Source organism: Sphaerisporangium aureirubrum (assembly GCF_042658925.1).
Classification (GTDB): Bacteria; Actinomycetota; Actinomycetes; order Streptosporangiales; family Streptosporangiaceae; genus Sphaerisporangium; species Sphaerisporangium aureirubrum.
Map to the genome: position 1 here is coordinate 131077 of NZ_JBHSRF010000001.1, position 16009 is coordinate 147085.

The 16009-nt window shown below is 73.6% G+C and carries 6 protein-coding genes; 2 read left to right on the top strand and 4 right to left on the bottom strand.

The annotated features are described in order from the left end of the window. The first annotated feature begins 299 nt into the window (after positions 1-299). Positions 300-6776, top strand: coding sequence for an amino acid adenylation domain-containing protein (locus tag ACFP1K_RS00640; RefSeq protein ID WP_380745908.1), 6477 nt, complete (start codon positions 300-302; stop codon positions 6774-6776). After that, on the top strand, positions 6773-12322 hold the full coding sequence (locus tag ACFP1K_RS00645; protein ID WP_380745911.1) for a non-ribosomal peptide synthetase/MFS transporter: 5550 nt from the start codon (positions 6773-6775) through the stop codon (positions 12320-12322). Before ACFP1K_RS00640 ends, ACFP1K_RS00645 begins: the two co-directional genes overlap by 4 nt. 672 nt (positions 12323-12994) lie before the next feature. On the opposite strand, the gene ACFP1K_RS00650 is transcribed toward ACFP1K_RS00645, so the two are convergent. The 4 genes from ACFP1K_RS00650 to ACFP1K_RS00665 form a co-directional block, all read right to left on the bottom strand. Then, positions 12995-13570 (bottom strand): DUF1772 domain-containing protein, encoded by a 576-nt coding sequence (locus tag ACFP1K_RS00650; protein WP_380745913.1) that lies wholly within the window; start codon positions 13568-13570, stop codon positions 12995-12997. Positions 13571-13697: 127 nt separating this feature from the next. Further along, positions 13698-14054, bottom strand: coding sequence for a hypothetical protein (locus ACFP1K_RS00655; RefSeq protein WP_380745915.1), 357 nt, complete (start codon positions 14052-14054; stop codon positions 13698-13700). Between the two features lie 53 nt (positions 14055-14107). Then, positions 14108-14995: an alpha/beta fold hydrolase gene (locus ACFP1K_RS00660; RefSeq protein ID WP_380745917.1), complete on the bottom strand. Its 888-nt coding sequence runs from the start codon at positions 14993-14995 to the stop codon at positions 14108-14110. Positions 14996-15062: 67 nt separating this feature from the next. Then, positions 15063-16001 (bottom strand): RNA polymerase sigma factor, encoded by a 939-nt coding sequence (locus ACFP1K_RS00665; RefSeq protein WP_380745919.1) that lies wholly within the window; start codon positions 15999-16001, stop codon positions 15063-15065. Positions 16002-16009 lie beyond the last annotated feature (8 nt).

Consider the following 16009-nt stretch of genomic DNA (forward strand, 5'->3'; position numbering starts at 1 on the left):
TTTGTAATGTTCTCGATATCGCCCTGTAAAGGTTTCAGTCCGGCATTATGTGCACTTTCGGTGCCGCGCGGCAGGGGTGCATATCGATTCGATCTTGACCTAAAGGGAGCCGCTCCTTACCCTGACAGTTCCGTGGGAGCGTTCCCACGCAGGTTTCCACCTTCGCGTGACGGATGCCGTCGTGCTCGCTTCCACGCGAGGCCCGAGGCACCAATAGGCACCACCTGGCACCGGTTGGCGGGCGCCTGAAACGACCTTCGAGCTGGGACGACCACACCTGTCCGACAGAGGATGGCGCGATGCGCGAAACGCCGCAGCGGGAGATCTCGAACGACTCGGTCCAGCAGTTGGATCCTAACGACACCGCGCGGGAGCTGCCGGATCTGCCGGGAATGGTGGGGTTGTTCGAGGAGTGGGCGGCGGGGACACCGGAGCGGCCGGCGGTGGTGGCCGGCGGGGTGCGGTGGAGCTACGGAGAACTGAACGCGGCGGCCAACCGGCTCGCCTGGCGGCTGGCGGAGGCGGGGGTGCGGCGCGGGGATGTCGTCGCCCTGTACGCGCGCCGGTCGGCCGAGACGCTGGCCGCGATGCTGGCGGTGTCGAAGGCGGGGGCGGCGTATCTGCCGCTGGATCCGGAGTATCCGGCGGCGCGGGTGGAGCTGGTGCTGGCCGACAGCGGGGCTCGGGTCGCGCTGGTGTCCGGCGGGGTGCGTGAGCGGTTGCCCGCCTTCGGCGGCACGGTGCTGGAGCTGGACGCCGATCACTCGGCTTATCCGGCCGAGGCCCCGCCGGTCGTGGTGGATCCGGCGGATCCGGCCTATGTGCTGTACACCTCCGGATCGACCGGGCGGCCCAAGGGTGTGGTGGTGCCGCACGGGGCACTGCTGAACTTCCTGGTGGCCATGCGGGAGCTGCTGGATACAGGCCGGGACGACGTGTGGCTGGCGCTGACGTCGTTGTCGTTCGACATATCCGGGCTGGAGCTGTACCTCCCGCTGGTCACCGGGGGCCGCACCGTCGTCGCCGACTCCGGCACCGCCCGGGACGGCCGCCTGCTGGCCGAGCTGATCGCCGCCGAGGGTGTCACCCATGTGCAGGCGACCCCGTCGGGCTGGCGGGTCCTGCTGGCCGCGGACTTCACCGGCCCCGGCGTGACGGCGCTCGTCGGCGGCGAGGCCCTTCCCCTTCCCCTGGCCCGTGACCTGCGCGCGCGCACCCGCCGGTTGGTCAACGTCTACGGCCCCACCGAGACCACCATCTGGTCCACCGCCTGGGAGGTACCGAACGACCCGGACCGCGTCTCCATCGGCCGTCCCATCGCCAACACCCAGGTCTACGTCGTCGACGACCACCTCGACCCGGTCCCCGAGGGAACTCCCGGTGAGCTGCTCATCGGCGGGCACGGCCTGGCCCACGGCTACCTGCACCGTCCCGACCTGACCGCCGCCCGGTTCGTCCCCGACTCCTACGGTCCCGCCGGTGGCCGTCTCTACCGCACCGGGGACATCGCCCGGCATCACGCCGACGGCACCCTGGAATACCTCGGCCGCACCGACAACCAGATCAAGCTGCGCGGCCACCGCATCGAACTCGGCGAGATCGAGTCCGTCCTCGAAGACCACCCCGGCATCCGCCAGGCCGTCGCCGCCGTCCACCGCGAGACCCTGGTCGCCTACCTGGTCGGCACCGCCGACCCCGGCGACCTGCGGGGAGCGCTGGCCGAACGGCTCCCGGCGTACATGATCCCCACGGTCTTCGTGCCGCTGGAGGCCCTGCCCCTCACCCCCAACGGCAAGATCGACCGCAAGGCCCTGCCGCGGCCGGAACTCCCGGAAGCCGGGTCGGGAGCGGCGCCGCGGACCGCGGCCGAGCGCCAGGTGGCCGAGGTGTTCGCCGAGGTCCTGAAGCTGGACGCGGTCGGCGCCGACGACGACTTCTTCCTGCTCGGCGGCCACTCCCTGCTGGCGGCCAAGGCGGCGGCGCGGCTCACCGCGCGGCTCGGGGTCGAGGTCCCCGTCCAGGCGCTGTTCGCCCGCCCGACCGTGGCCGCGTTCGCCGCGGCCGTGCAGGACCTGGAGACGTCCTCGGTGCCGCTCGGTCCCCGCCCTGCCGGGACCCCGCCACCGCTGTCCGCCGCGCAGGAACGGATGTGGTTCCTGCACCGGCTCGACCCCAAGGACATCTCCAACGTCTACCTGGCGTACCGGCTGCGCGGCCCGCTCGACCAGGACCGCGTGGCCGCCGCGCTCACCCGCGTCGTGGCCCGGCACGAGGCGCTGCGCACCCGGTTCCCCGAGACCGACGGCGTGCTCCTCCCGGTGGTCGAGCCGCCCGCCCCCTTCCCGCTCGAACGCTTCGACCTTTCGGCCCTCCCGGAGGGCGAGCGGGAGACCGAGGCCCGGCGGCTGGTGACCGAACGGGTGAACGCGCCGCTCGACCTGGCGGACGCGCCTCCGCTGCGGGCGACCCTGATCAGGCTCGCCGAGCGCGAGCACGTCCTGTGCGTGGTGCTCCACCACATCATCGGCGACGGCTGGTCGCAGAACGTGCTCCTCGCCGACCTGGTCGCGTTCTACGAGGGACGGGAACTGCCCGAGCCGGTGCTGCACCAGGGCGACGTCGTGCACTGGCGGCGGGAACGGGACGCGGCGGGGGAGGGCGACGCCGCCGTGGAGTTCTGGCGGGAACGGCTGGCCGGGGTCCCCGCCCTGAACCTGCCCACCGACCATCCACGCTCCCCCGGAGGCGACCGCAAGGGCGCCTTCCACCGCGCCACGCTGCCGCCCCGGACGGTGTCCGCGCTGGAGAACCTCGGCCGGACGACGGGCACGACGCTGTTCATGGTGATGCTCGCCGCCTACCAGTCGCTGCTCGCCCAGCAGACCGGGCAGTACGACATCCCCGTCGGGACCGCGGTCGCCGGCCGGGACCGGGTCGAACTGGAGCCCGTGATCGGCTACCTGGCCGGAACCGTGGTGGTGCGCGGCGACCTGTCCGGCGATCCCGCGTTCACCGACCTGCTCGGCCAGACCCGTGAGGCGGTCCTGGAGGCGTTCACCCACCAGGACATCCCGATGGAACGGCTCTTCGGCGGGGCGCGCGACGCCGGCCCGGCGGCGGTCTTCGAGACCATGTTCATCCTGCACACCCAGGTCGGCGCCCGCAACGACACCCTCGGGGAGACGACGGTGGGGGTGTTCCACGCCGACCACACCCCGGCGCGGTTCGACCTCATGGTGGACGCCTGGATGTCGGACAGCGGGCTGGAGCTGACCTTCGGCTACGACGGGGCGCTGTTCGACCCCGGGACGATCGAGGGATTCGCGGCCCGGTTCGTCCGTCTGCTCGACGGCGTCACCGCCGAGCCGGGAGCGCGGCTGTCACGGCTGCTGCGGGTGGACGGCGCCGAGCGTAAGCGGGTGCTGCACACCCTCAACGACACCGCGCTGGCGTTGCCGGCCTCGCCCGGGATGGTGGGGCTGTTCGAGGAGTGGGCGGCGAGGGCGCCGGAGCGGCCGGCGGTGGTGGCCGGCGGGGTGCGGTGGAGCTACGGAGAACTGAACGCGGCGGCCAACCGGCTGGCGTGGCGGTTGCGGGCGGCCGGGGCCGGGCCCGGTCAGGTGGTGGCCCTGTACGCGGGCCGGTCGGCGGAGACGCTGGCCGGGATGCTGGCGGTGTTGAAGGCGGGGGCGGCGTATCTGCCGCTGGATCCGGAGTATCCGGCGGCGCGGGTGGAGCTGGTGCTGGCCGACAGCGGTGCGCGCCTGGCGCTGGTGTCCGGTGGGGTGCGTGAGCGGTTGCCGGCTTTCGGTGGCACGGTGCTGGAGCTGGACGCCGATCACTCGGCTTATCCGGCCGGCAACCCGCCTGGCGTGGTGGATCCGGCGGATTCGGCCTATGTGCTGTACACCTCCGGTTCGACCGGGCGGCCCAAGGGTGTGGTGGTGCCGCACGGGGCGTTGCTGAACTTCCTGGTGGCGATGCGGGAGTCGCTGGGGTCGGGTCAGGACGATGTGTGGCTGGCGCTGACGTCGTTGTCGTTCGACATATCCGGGCTGGAGCTGTACCTGCCGCTGGTCACCGGCGGACGCACCGTCGTCGCCGACTCCGATACGGCCAGGGACGGCCGTCTGCTGGCCGACCTGGTCGCGTCCGAGGGTGTCACCCATGTGCAGGCGACCCCGTCGGGCTGGCGGGTCCTGCTGGCGGCGGGCTACGCCGACTCCTCGGTGACGGCCCTGGTCGGCGGCGAGGCCCTTCCCCTTCCGCTGGCCAAGGAGTTGCGGGCCCGCACCGGCCGGTCGGTCAACGTCTACGGCCCCACCGAGACCACCATCTGGTCCACCGCCTGGGAGATCCCGGCCGACCCGGACCGGGTATCCATCGGCGGCCCCATCGCCAACACCCAGGTCTACATCGTCGACGACCACCTCGACCCGGTTCCCCAGGGCGCCCCCGGTGAGCTGCTCATCGGCGGGCACGGCCTGGCCCACGGCTACCTGCACCGTCCCGACCTGACCGCCGCCCGGTTCGTGCCCGACCCGTACGGTCCCCCCGGCGGCCGTCTCTACCGCACCGGGGACATCGCCCGGCACCGCGCCGACGGCACCCTGGAATACCTCGGTCGCACCGACGACCAGATCAAGCTGCGCGGCCACCGCATCGAGCTGGGCGAGATCGAGTCGGCGCTGGAAAGCCACCCCGCCGTCGAGCAGGCCGTCGCCGCCGTCCACCGCGAGACCCTGGTCGCCTACCTGGTCGGCACCGCCGACCCCGGCGACCTGCGGGCCGCGCTGGCCGAACGGCTCCCGGCCTACATGATCCCGTCGGTCTTCGTACCGCTGGAGGCCCTGCCCCTCACCCCCAACGGCAAGATCGACCGCAAGTCCCTGCCCGCCCCCGGCAGCCGCCCGGAGGTGCCGCTCCGCCCCCGGGCCGAAGGCACGCCGGTGCCGCTGTCCCCGGTGCAGGAGGGCCTGTGGTTCCTCCACTCCTACCAGGACGGCGACCCCGCCGCCCATCTGGCCACGGCCCTGCGGCTGTCCGGGCCGCTCGACGAGGACGCGCTGGTCCGCGCCCTCGCCGCGCTGACGGCCCGGCACGAGGCGCTGCGCACCCGCTTCCCCGGCGACGAGGGACGGCCCCGGCTGGTCATCGAGCCGGTGTACGAGCCGCCGGTGACGCGGCACGACCTCACCGGGCTGCCAGGCGCGGCGGCGGAGGCCACGCGGCTGTGCGAGGCGTGCGCCGCGCAGCCGTTCGACGTGTCCGCCGTCCCCCCGGTCCGGGCGGCGCTGATCCGCCTCGCCGCGGACGACCACGTGTTGTGCCTTGTGGTCCACCCCCTGATCGCCGACGAGTGGTCCCTCGGCGTGCTGACCGCGGACCTGGCCGCGCTGTACGGCAAGGGCGAACCGCGACCGCCGGCCGTGCAGGACGGCGACGTCGCGCTCTGGCGGCGCAGGCGCGAGGATCTGTCCGGGGCGGCGCTGGAGCGTTCGTGCGGACGGCTGGCCGGAGCCCCGGTCCTGGACCTGCCCCTCGACCGGCCGCGGCCCGAGGAGCTCACCCGCACCGGAGGGCTGCACGAGCTGCGGCTGCCCGCGGAGCGGGCCGGGCGGCTGGAGGAGCTCGGCCGGGAGGCGGGCGGGAGCCTGTTCACCGCGCTGCTCGCCGCCTACCAGGTGGCCCTCGCCCGGCACACCGGGCAGACCGGCTTCGTCGTCGGCCGACCGGTCGGCGGACGCGAGGAGCCGGGGCTCGAAGGGGTCGTCGGCCACCTCACCCGGTACCTGGTGATCCGCGGGGACCTGTCCGGCGACCCGGCCTTCACCGAACTGCTGCGCCGCACCCGGGCCGCGGAACGGGAGGCGGAGGAACACCAGGACATCTCGGTCGAACGCCTGGTCTCCGCCCTCCAGGTGGAGCGCGACGCCGGCCAGGCGCCACTGTTCCAGACCGAACTGGCCGTGCGCGACGTCCCGGCGCCACTGGAGTCCTTCGGCGCGCTGCGCCGCGCGCCCTTCGCGCCCCGGCCCGCCGAGGTCGTGCACGACCTGGCCCTCACGGCGCGGCCGGAGCCCGCCGGTCTCGTCCTGTCCTTCTCCTACGACGCCTCGCTGCTGGACGCGGCGACCGTCCAGCGGTTCGCCGAGCGGTTCGCCGTGCTGCTGGAGCGGGTGGCGGCCGGGCCGGACCGCCCGATCTCCGAGCTGCCGCTGCACACCCCGGCCGACGAGGTCCAGCTGTCCGCCTGGGCCGGGCTGCCGGAACGGGTGCTCGACCCCTGGGGCGGGCCGGTCCCGCCCGGAGCCACCGGGGAGCTGTGCGCGCCGGGCGAGGACGGCGAGCCGCGCCGCACCGGGGACCGCGTCCGCCGCCACCCGGACGGGCGGCTGGAGACGCTGGGCCGGATCGACGACCAGGCCGTCATCGGCTCCGCGACCGCCGCCGGGCCCGGCGCCGGCCGCGCCTACGTCCCGCCGCGCACCGACGCCGAGGCGCTGGTCGCCGACGTCTGGAGCGACCTGCTCGGCGTCACCCGGGTCGGCGCGTTCGACGACTTCTTCCACCTCGGCGGGCACTCGCTGCTCGCCGTGCGCGCCGCCGCGCGGCTGGGCGCCATGATCGAGGCCGAGGTGCCGATCCGCGCCTTCTTCACCCACCGCACCCTGGAGGAGTTCGCGCGAGTGGTGGAGGAGACCCTGCTCGCCGACCTGGAAGGCCTGTCCGATGAGGAGGCCATGCGCCTGCTCGACTCCACGGAGGTGCCGTGACGAGCCCGTCCCCGGCCAAGCAGGCACTGCTGGCCCAGCGGCTGCGCCGCCGCGGCGCCGCCGCGATCACGGTGACCCCGCGCCCGGAGGGGACCGAGCCGCCGCTCTCGCACGCCCAGGAGCGGCTGTGGTTCCTGGAGCAGTACCTCCCGGGCACCCCCGCCTACACCGTCTCCCGCACGGTGCGGGTCGGCGGCGCGCTGGACGCCGGGGCGCTGCGCCGGGCCGTCCACGAGGTGACCGCCCGGCACGAGAGCCTGCGCAGCCGCTTCCTCACCTCGGAGGACGGGACGCCGCGCCTGGTCATCGACGCCGAACCGGCCACCGAGTTCCTGGAGGCCGCCGCGGACTCGGTGGAGGCGGCCCGCGTCCTGGTCTCCGCCGAGCTGGCCCGCCCGTTCGACCTCGCGGCCGGACCGCTGATGCGGGTGCTGCTCGTACGGCTGGGCCCGCTCGACCATGTGCTGCTGGTCGCCGCCCACCACGCGGTCACCGACGGCTGGAGCGGCGACATCCTGCTCAACGAACTGCTCACCCTGCACGGCGGGCACGGGCCGCTGCCCGCCCTGCGGGTGCAGTACGGCGACTTCGCCCTCTGGCAGCAGGCGCGCGTGGGCACCCCCGCCTACCGGGCCGACGTGGACTACTGGCGGTGCCGGCTCGCCGGGGTGCCGCCGCTGGAGCTGCCCACCGACCTGCCGCGTCCCGCCGAGCAGGCGTTCACCGGGGCGGCACGGCCGTTCCGTCCGGACGCGGAGCTGGCCTCGGCGGTCCGCGCCGTGGCCGAGGCCCATGGCGCCACGCCGTACATGACGATGCTGGCCGCCCTCCAGGCCGTGCTCGGCCGCTGGGCCGGGCAGACGGACTTCGCGGTGGGCAGCCCGGTCAGCGGGCGAGGGCTGCCCGAGCTGGACGGCATCGTCGGGATGTTCGTCAACACGCTGGCCATGCGCGCGGACCTGTCGGGGAACCCGACCTTCGCCGAGCTGCTGGCCCGCACCCGGGATTCGGCGCTGGACGCCTTCTCCCACCAGGCACTGCCTTTCGACCAGCTCGTCAACGAGCTGAACGTGGAGCGCGACGTCAGCCGTCCGGCGGTCTTCCAGGTGATGTTCGCGCTGCAGAACCACACCGCGGGGCCGCCCGGCTCCGGCGAGCTGGAGCTGTCGCCGTTCGTCGCCGACACCATCGTCAGCCGGTTCGACCTCAGCCTCTACCTGCACGAGAGCGCGGACGGCTTCGACGGCACGCTGGTCTACAACACCGCCCTGTTCCACGCGGACACCGTCGACCGCATCGGGGCGGGCCTGATACGCCTGCTGCGCTCAGCCGTCGCCGCCCCGCACACCCGCCTCGCCGACCTGGACATCCTCCCGGCCGCCGAGCGCGCCCGCGTGCTGGAACTGGGCACGGCTCCCGCCCCCGCCTCGCTCGGCGCGGAGGGTCTGCTGCACGAGCTGGTCTCGGCCCAGGCGGCGCGCTCCCCCGGCGCCGCCGCGGTGATCTTCGAGGACGAGACGCTCACCTACGCCCAGCTGGACCGGCGCGCGAGCCGCCTCGCCCGCCACCTGCGCGGCCTCGGCGTACGGTCCGGCGATCGGGTGGCGGTCTGCCTGGAGCAGTCCGCCGGGGTGGCCGTCGCGCTCCTCGGCGTGCTGAAGGCGGGCGCAGCCTACGTGCCGTTGGACCCGGAGCAACCCGCCGAGCGCGTCGCGTACATGATCGGCGACGCCGGGGTCCGCACCGTGATCACCTCGCCGGAGGCGCGGGAGCCGCTGCCGTCCGGGCTCACCGAGGTCACGCTCGACGCGCCGGGCCTCCGCGCCGAGGCGGTGGACGCCGTCCCCGAGGCCGTTCCCGAGGCGGGGGACGCCGCGATCACGCCGGACGACCTGGCGTACGTGATCTACACCTCGGGGACCACCGGCCGTCCCAAGGGCGTGGCGGTCCAGCACCGGGAGGTGGTCACCTACCTGGCGGGGGTCCGCGAGCGGCTCGCGGTCGAGCCCGGCGCCTCGTTCGCGCTGCTCCAGTCGCTGGCCTTCGACTTCGGTGTCACGATCTTCTACCTGGCGTTGCTGACCGGCGGCCGTCTGCACCTGATCCCGTCCCGGACCTCGGCCCGCGAGCTGGCCGAGCACTTCGGCCGCACGCCCGCCGACTACCTGAAGATGACGCCGTCGCACCTGGCCGCGCTGCTCGCCGAGGCCACCGCCGCCGAACTGCTGCCCCGCAGGCTGCTGATCCTCGGCGGCGAGGCCTCCGGCTGGGGCTGGGCCCGGGAGCTGGCCGCGCTCGGGCGCTGCGCGGTGGTCAACCACTACGGCCCCACCGAGGCGACGGTCGGTATGACGACGTTCACCGTCGACCCGGCCGTGCCCGAGCAGGGCACCACGCTGCCGATCGGCCGCCCGCTGCCCGGCGCGCGCGTCCACGTGCTGGACGAGCGGCTGCGCCCGGTCCCGGTGGGCGTGGCCGGGGAGATCCACCTCGGCGGCGCGCGGCTGGCCCGGGGCTACCTCGGAAGGCCCGCGCTGACCGCCGAGCGCTTCCTGCCCGACCCCTTCGGCGAGCCCGGCGCGCGCATGTACCGGACGGGGGACCTCGGCCGGTGGCTGCCCGACGGCAGCCTCCAGTTCCTCGGCCGCCGCGACCTGCAGGTGAAGGTGCGCGGCTACCGCGTCGAGCTCGGCGAGATCGACTCCGTCCTGTCCGGCTTCCCCGGCGTCGCCCAGGCGGTGGCCGACCTGCGGGGCGGCCGGCTGGTCGGCTACCTGCTGCCGGAGGACAGGTCCGGTGAGGACGCCGGGCGCCCGCCCGCCGCCGAGGTGCGGGCCTGGTTACGCGACCGGCTGCCCGACTACATGATCCCGGCCCGGTACGTCTGGCTGGACCACCTGCCGCTGAAGTCGCACGGCAAGGTCGACCGGGCCGCGCTGCCCGAACCCGGCGACGAGCGGCTCGACGGCGGCTCCGGGTTCGTGCCGCCGCGGACTCCCGCCGAGGAGACCGTCGCCGGGATCTGGGGCGACGTGCTCGGCCTCGCCCAGGTCGGCGCGCTCGACGACTTCTTCGAGCTCGGCGGGCACTCCCTGCTTGCCATGCGGGTCCTGGCCCGGCTGCGCAAGGCCGCGCCGGAACACCGGATCACGCTGATAGACCTCTTCAAGCACACCACCGTCCAGGAGACGGCGGCGCTGCTCGAAGCGGCCCCCGGCGCCGGTCCGGGCGGCCTGCTGCACCGGCTCACCCCGGCCCGCGCCGCCACCACGACACTGGTCTGCGCGCCGTACGGCGGCGGCAGCGCGGTGATCTACAAACCGCTGGCCGACGCCCTCCCCGACGACTGGGCCCTGTACTCGATCGCGGTGCCCGGCCACGACCTCGGCGAGGAGGCGATGCCGCCGGACGAGGTGGCGCGGATCTGCGCCGAGGAGGTGATCGCCACCGTCCGGGGGCCCGTCGTGCTGTACGGCCACTGCGGGCTGGGGGCCATGCTGGTCGCGGAGATCGCCCGGCTCCTCGAAGCACGGGGACGGGACGTCGAGGCCGTCTACCTGGGTGGCATCTACCCGTTCGCCCGGCCGGAGGGCCGCCTGACCAGGCTGCGTTACCGGCTGGACGACCTGCGCGGCGACCAGGGCCGGGTGAACGCGCTCACCGCGGCCGGTCTCGATGTCTCCGACCTGAGCCCCGAGGAGCTCAGGCTCATCGTCGCCAACCGCAGGACGGGCACCCGGGCGGCCGAGCGCTACTTCACCCGGCTGTTCGAGGAGGAGGCCGGACGGCTCGCGGCCCCGGTCGTCTCGGTGGCGGGAGAGCGCGACCCCGTCATGGAGTTCTACCAGGAGCGGTACCGCGAGTGGCATGTCCTGTCCCCGGTCACGGCCTGTGTGGTGATCGACGAGGCCGCCCACTTCTACCTGCGGTACCGGGCGGACGAGCTGGCGGAGATCGTCACCCGCGTCCACCTCGCGATCGGGACCGGCCGGACCGCTCCGATCGAGCGCGGCACCGGCGAGCGGACCTGGTGGCTGGAGGGCGTCTCCGGCGCGACCCCCGGGACGGCGGACGACGGCCCCGCCGCCGAGGGCCGGGACGGCCCGCGTGCTCCGGACGGCGGTGGCGAGGGCGGCCGGGACGGTACCGAGGGCCGCGCGGGCGGCGCCGGTCCGTCCGGCGGGCCGAGGCGGGCGGGGCCGCCGCCCAGCATGCGCCGATTCTTCGGGGTGGCCGCCGGGCAGGGGATCTCGATCATCGGGTCGGCGCTGACCGAGTTCGCGATCCCGATCTGGATCTACCTGACCACCGGCTCGCTGGTCGACTTCGCGTTGTTCTCCATACTCGCGCTGGTGCCGGGGATGGTGGTGGCGCCGCTCGCCGGCACCATCGTCGACCGCAGCGACCGGCGCCGCGTGATGCTGCTCGGCGACGTCTGCGCCGGCGGCGCGCAGCTGGCGCTCGGCGTGCTGCTGTGGACCGGCAACCTGGCGATCTGGCACATCTACCCGCTGCTCGCCTGCCTGTCGGTGGCGCTGGCCTTCCAGCGGCTCGCGTACGGGTCGGCCATCCCGCAACTGGTGCCCAAACGCTTCCTCGGCCACGCCAACGGCGTCGTCGGCATGATGAACGGCGCCGCCCAGCTGATCGTCCCCCTCGCCGCGGCCGGGTTGATGGCCCTCATCGGCCTGGAGGGCATCCTGGTCATCGACGTGGTGAGCTACGCGGTCGCGATCGGCAGCCTGCTGCTCATCCGTTTCCCCGCCACCATGGCCTGGCGCCGCCGCGAATCGATGACCGCCGAGCTGGTCAACGGCTTCCGCTACTCCTGGGGGAACAAGGGCTTCCGCCGCATGATCACCTTCTTCGCGGTGGTCAACCTGTTCATGGCCGCGCTGTTCCTCATGATCTCCCCGCTGGTGTTGTCGTTCGCGTCGCTCACCGACGTCGGCACGGTCGCCTTCTTCGGCGGCCTCGGGGTGTTCACCGGCGGCCTCGTCATGGCGACGTGGGGCGGCCCGCGGGTGCGGCGGTTCCGCGGCCAGCTGATGTTCACCCTGTCGCTGGCGGCCTCCGCCGTGGTCATCGGGGTCCGGGAGGATCTCGTGGTGATCGCCGCGGGGGTGTTCGGCCTGTTCCTGTCGCTGACCCTGCTCAACGGCGTCTACACCACGATCGTCCAGGTCAAGATCCCGCAGCGCTACCACGGCCGGGTCTTCGCGCTGAACCAGCTGGTGGCGTTCTCCACCCTGCCCGTGGGCTACGCGGTGATCGCTCCGCTGGGCACGGCCCTGTTCGAGCCGCTGCTCCTGGAACAGGGCGTGCTCGCCGGCACGGTCGGCCTGCTGATCGGCACCGGCGAGGGCCGTGGCATCGGCCTGCTCTACATGCTGCTCGGCACCGCCATCGCCGTGTGCGTGCTCGTCGCCCGCCGCCGCCGCGTGCTGTGGGACTTCGACGACCTGGTGCCCGACGCGCCGCCCGACGACCTGATCGGCTTCGAGGCCCTGCGGGACCGCGGCGCGCTGGTGAAGGGCAAGGCATGACCGGGTGACGCGGGTCCGCGGGGTCCGCGGTACCCCGCCCTCGCTGTGTCAGCCCTCGGTGGGCGGCTTCTCGTAGTAGTCCTTCATCGAGGGGTAGTAGTCGGTCCATTCGCCCCTGGGCTCATACGGCGGCAAACCCGCGCATGCTGTGCATCCCGGGAATGGTCCTCGCGGAGGGCGCGCTCCGCGCGGAAGGCGCAAGGGCTGTTCTCCTGCGGGGGACACCCCCGCACCCCCGGGCCTGCCGGGCTCACCGTGCTCCACCGCGATGCCTTCCGTTAGATCGGTATCTCGCCGTACGGCGGCGCCGGATTCGCCGTGCCACGTCCCACCGCCGCGGCGCCGGAGAAGGGCCCGTAGGTGGGTCGGGAGCACGTCTCGGCCGGGGCGCTGGGTGCGGTGGGGCACGATGAGCCCCGCAGGGCCGGGGGTGCGGGGGTGTCCCCCGCATCGGAACAGCCTTTGCGCCTTTCCGCGCGGAGCGCGCCCTCTGCGAAGACCATTCCCATCGGCGCCGCGCACACCACGGGTTGACCGCCGTACGGCGGCGCCGACTTCGCCGTACCACGTCCTACCGCCGCGGCGCCGGAGAGCGCTTGTCACGGGAGCGGGTGTGCTGCGGGCGGAGGGGGCGCGGGGTTGGGTGGGGGGCTCTCGGACCGGGGTGGCCGGTCAGGCGTCGTGGTGGGGGCGGTGGAGGACGACCGCCGCGACGATGATCAGCAGGAATGCGGCCAGGCCGGTGGCGGTGCGCATGGCGTGGAAGGTGTCCCACTGCCGCAGGATCTCCTGGTGGCCCGGCGGGGCCGAGCCCGTGGCGGCCCATCGCTTGATGTCCTGGTGGAGGGGCACGTTGCCGAGCAGGGTGATCAGCAGGGAGCCGAGGCCCAGCACGGCGGCCCCCGCGGGCAGCAGGCGCGGCAGGCCGCGGGACGCGAGAGCCAGGCCGAGCGAGCTGATGATCGCCAGCGCCATCGCGGTCCGCATGACGGGCTCGTTGAGCCTCATCATGGCGCTGTGGAAGGTGAGCCTGACCTCAAGGGGCACGGCGTTGAAGGCCGGCACGATGTTGACGGCGCCGTAGGCGAACGTGCCCGCGAGCAGGCCGGTGGTCAGCAGTGCGAATCCCTGGAAAAGCCCGGTCACGCCCGCGCGCACCCGGGCGGGTGGTGCGGGGGTCGTCCGGGTGACGATGCTCTCCGGGCCGGAGGATGCCCGCCCCGGGTCGGGTCTCTCGGTCAGGTCCATGACTTGAGATCGTCGTCCGGCGGCGGCCCGCGGTCATCCCGCCGGGGAGGGCCGCCGGACTACGGCGGGAGGCGTGAGCACGGGCCGGTCCGCTACGCCGGTCGCGGTAGGAGGGCTCGGCCTCTCGTCACTTCTCCATCAGTTTGTCGAGCTTGTCGAGCAGGCGGGCGGCCGCGTCCTCGATGTCGTCGTGGTCGCGCTGGGCGGCGCGGGCCTTGGCGGCGATCACGCCGCAGCGGTGGACCTTCTTGAAGTCGCCGTAGGGGAACTTGTACCTGCCCTTGGTGTCCTCGGGGTGCTCGTCGTCCTCGCCCAGGTGCCATTTCGCGTACTCGGCGAAGTCGTGCTTCTCCAGGAACTTGTTCTCCTGGTCGGCCGAGGGCTGGTGATCGCTCCAGTCGCCGTTCTCGTCGAGCTCACGGTGACCGTCGGCGATGAGCTTCTTCGCGAAGTCGAACGCGCGTTTGTTCAGAGTGACAGCCATGATCTTCTCCCTTCTCTCCAGCGGTCCGCTTAAACCTGGTGGCCGGGGGTCCGTCAGGCCGAGGCGGACGCGGTGAAGCCGGCGACCGCGCGGGCGAAGGCGCCGGGCTCCTCGATGTGGCCGAAATGGCCGCTGTCCTCAAGGATCAGCAACTCGGAGCCGGGGATCAGCTTGTGAAGCTCCTGCCCCCAGCGCACCCCGCAGATGACGTCGTACCGGCCGACGATCACCAGGGCGGGGAGGGTGAGCGTCCCGAGGGACTCGCGGTCGTCGATCATGTCGGGGACCAGATGCTCGTCGAGGCCCGAGATGTGTGATCCGCTCACCGTGTCCCGCATGGGGGCGAACTCCCGCTCGCGGCCCCAGTAGTCGGCGAAGTACGCCGGGAGCAGGCCGCGCACGGCGGCGGTGAACTGCTCGTCGCCGGAGATGGCGCCGATCGACCCGAAGGCCTCCAGCACGCGGGCGAGGCCGGGGTTCCCCGCGTTCCTGCGGGCGAACTCCTCCACGCCGCGCACGGCCTCGGCGATGTGCTCGGGCCCGGTGACGGGGGCGCTGTCGTACAGGATGACCCCGGCGAGACGGCCGGGGCGGCGCAGGGCGTGGTACTGGGCCACGAAGCCGCCGTGGGAGTGGCCGAGGAGGAACACCCGGGGGACCGCGAGGTGGTCGATCAGGGCCTCGACGTTCCGCGAGTAGCGGTCCCGGGTGTACCCGTGGGGATGCGACGGCAGGCGGCCGGAACCACCCGTGCCGATCGGCTCGACGTACACCATGGTCAGGTGCTTCTCCACCTCCGGCATCCGCAGGTAGTCCCAGTGCACCCCGGGGCCGCCGGGGTGCGCCAGGCACACCGGCCCGGTGCCGTGGACGTGGTAGCGCTGGGTGACGCCGTCCACCTCGACGGTGTGGGTGCCGGGCGACAGCGGGTTGGTGCTCATGGGATCTCCTCCGGTCCTGGTGTCGTGACTGACACCGGCAGGACGCGGAGGCGGCGGGAGAGTTCGGTCAGGCCTGTGTGACGGTGCTCACATACGCCGGGGCGTGCGGGTGGTAGAGCCGCAGGCTGTGGACCCGGCCCCGGTGCAGGGACATGAGCCAGGTCACCGCGGGCGGGCAGTGGTCCGGGTCGTGCGCCGGGTTGCTGATGTCCATCTCCCAGATCACGATGTCGCGGCCGGCGACGACGTGGGCGAGGTGCTGGCGGACCCCCGCTTCGAGGTCGCACTCCATGCCCCGCAGGAGCAGGTCGCGCCCGCCGATCGGCCCCGGCCCGCCGAGCAGCGTGACGTCCGGCGACCACCGCTCGGCCAGGACGCGGGCGAACTCGCCCTTCTCGGCCGCCTCCAGGGTGGCGAGCGCCTCCCTGCGGCTCGCCGCGGCCAGCGCGGCGGCGTCGCCGTGCGCGGTCGCCGCGGTCGCCAGCAGGGCCTCGGCCATCTTGGCCCGTCCCTGGCTGAGCCTGCTGCGGACCGTGCCCACCGGCACGCCGCAGGCCGCGGCGATGTGCTCGTAGGACGTGACGCCGTTGCTGAAGTGGCGCAGCATGACGGCCATGCGGGTCGGCGGGGACAGCTCCTCGATCGCGCGCCAGATCCAGTCCCGCATCGCGTGCCGTTCCATCACCTGCTCCGGCGTCGCGTCCGCGGACGGCAGCGCCGCCTCGTCGACGGGCCACACCTCCCGCACGGACCGCAGCCGCGTCCGGCACGCGTTACGGACGATCATGCGCAGCCACGCCCCCGCCGCGGCCGGGTCCCGGACGTCGCCGATCCGCCGCAACGCGACCACGGCCGCGTCCTGCACGACGTCGTCCACGTCCGGCCCGTACCCGAGCAGGCTCAACGCCACCGCCCGCATGCCGCCCTGGTGCCGCGCCAGCAGCACCCCGAGCGCCGCGACGTCCCCGGCCTGAGCGCCGAGCGTGAGCTCCAGATCCGAGATCACACCGTTCC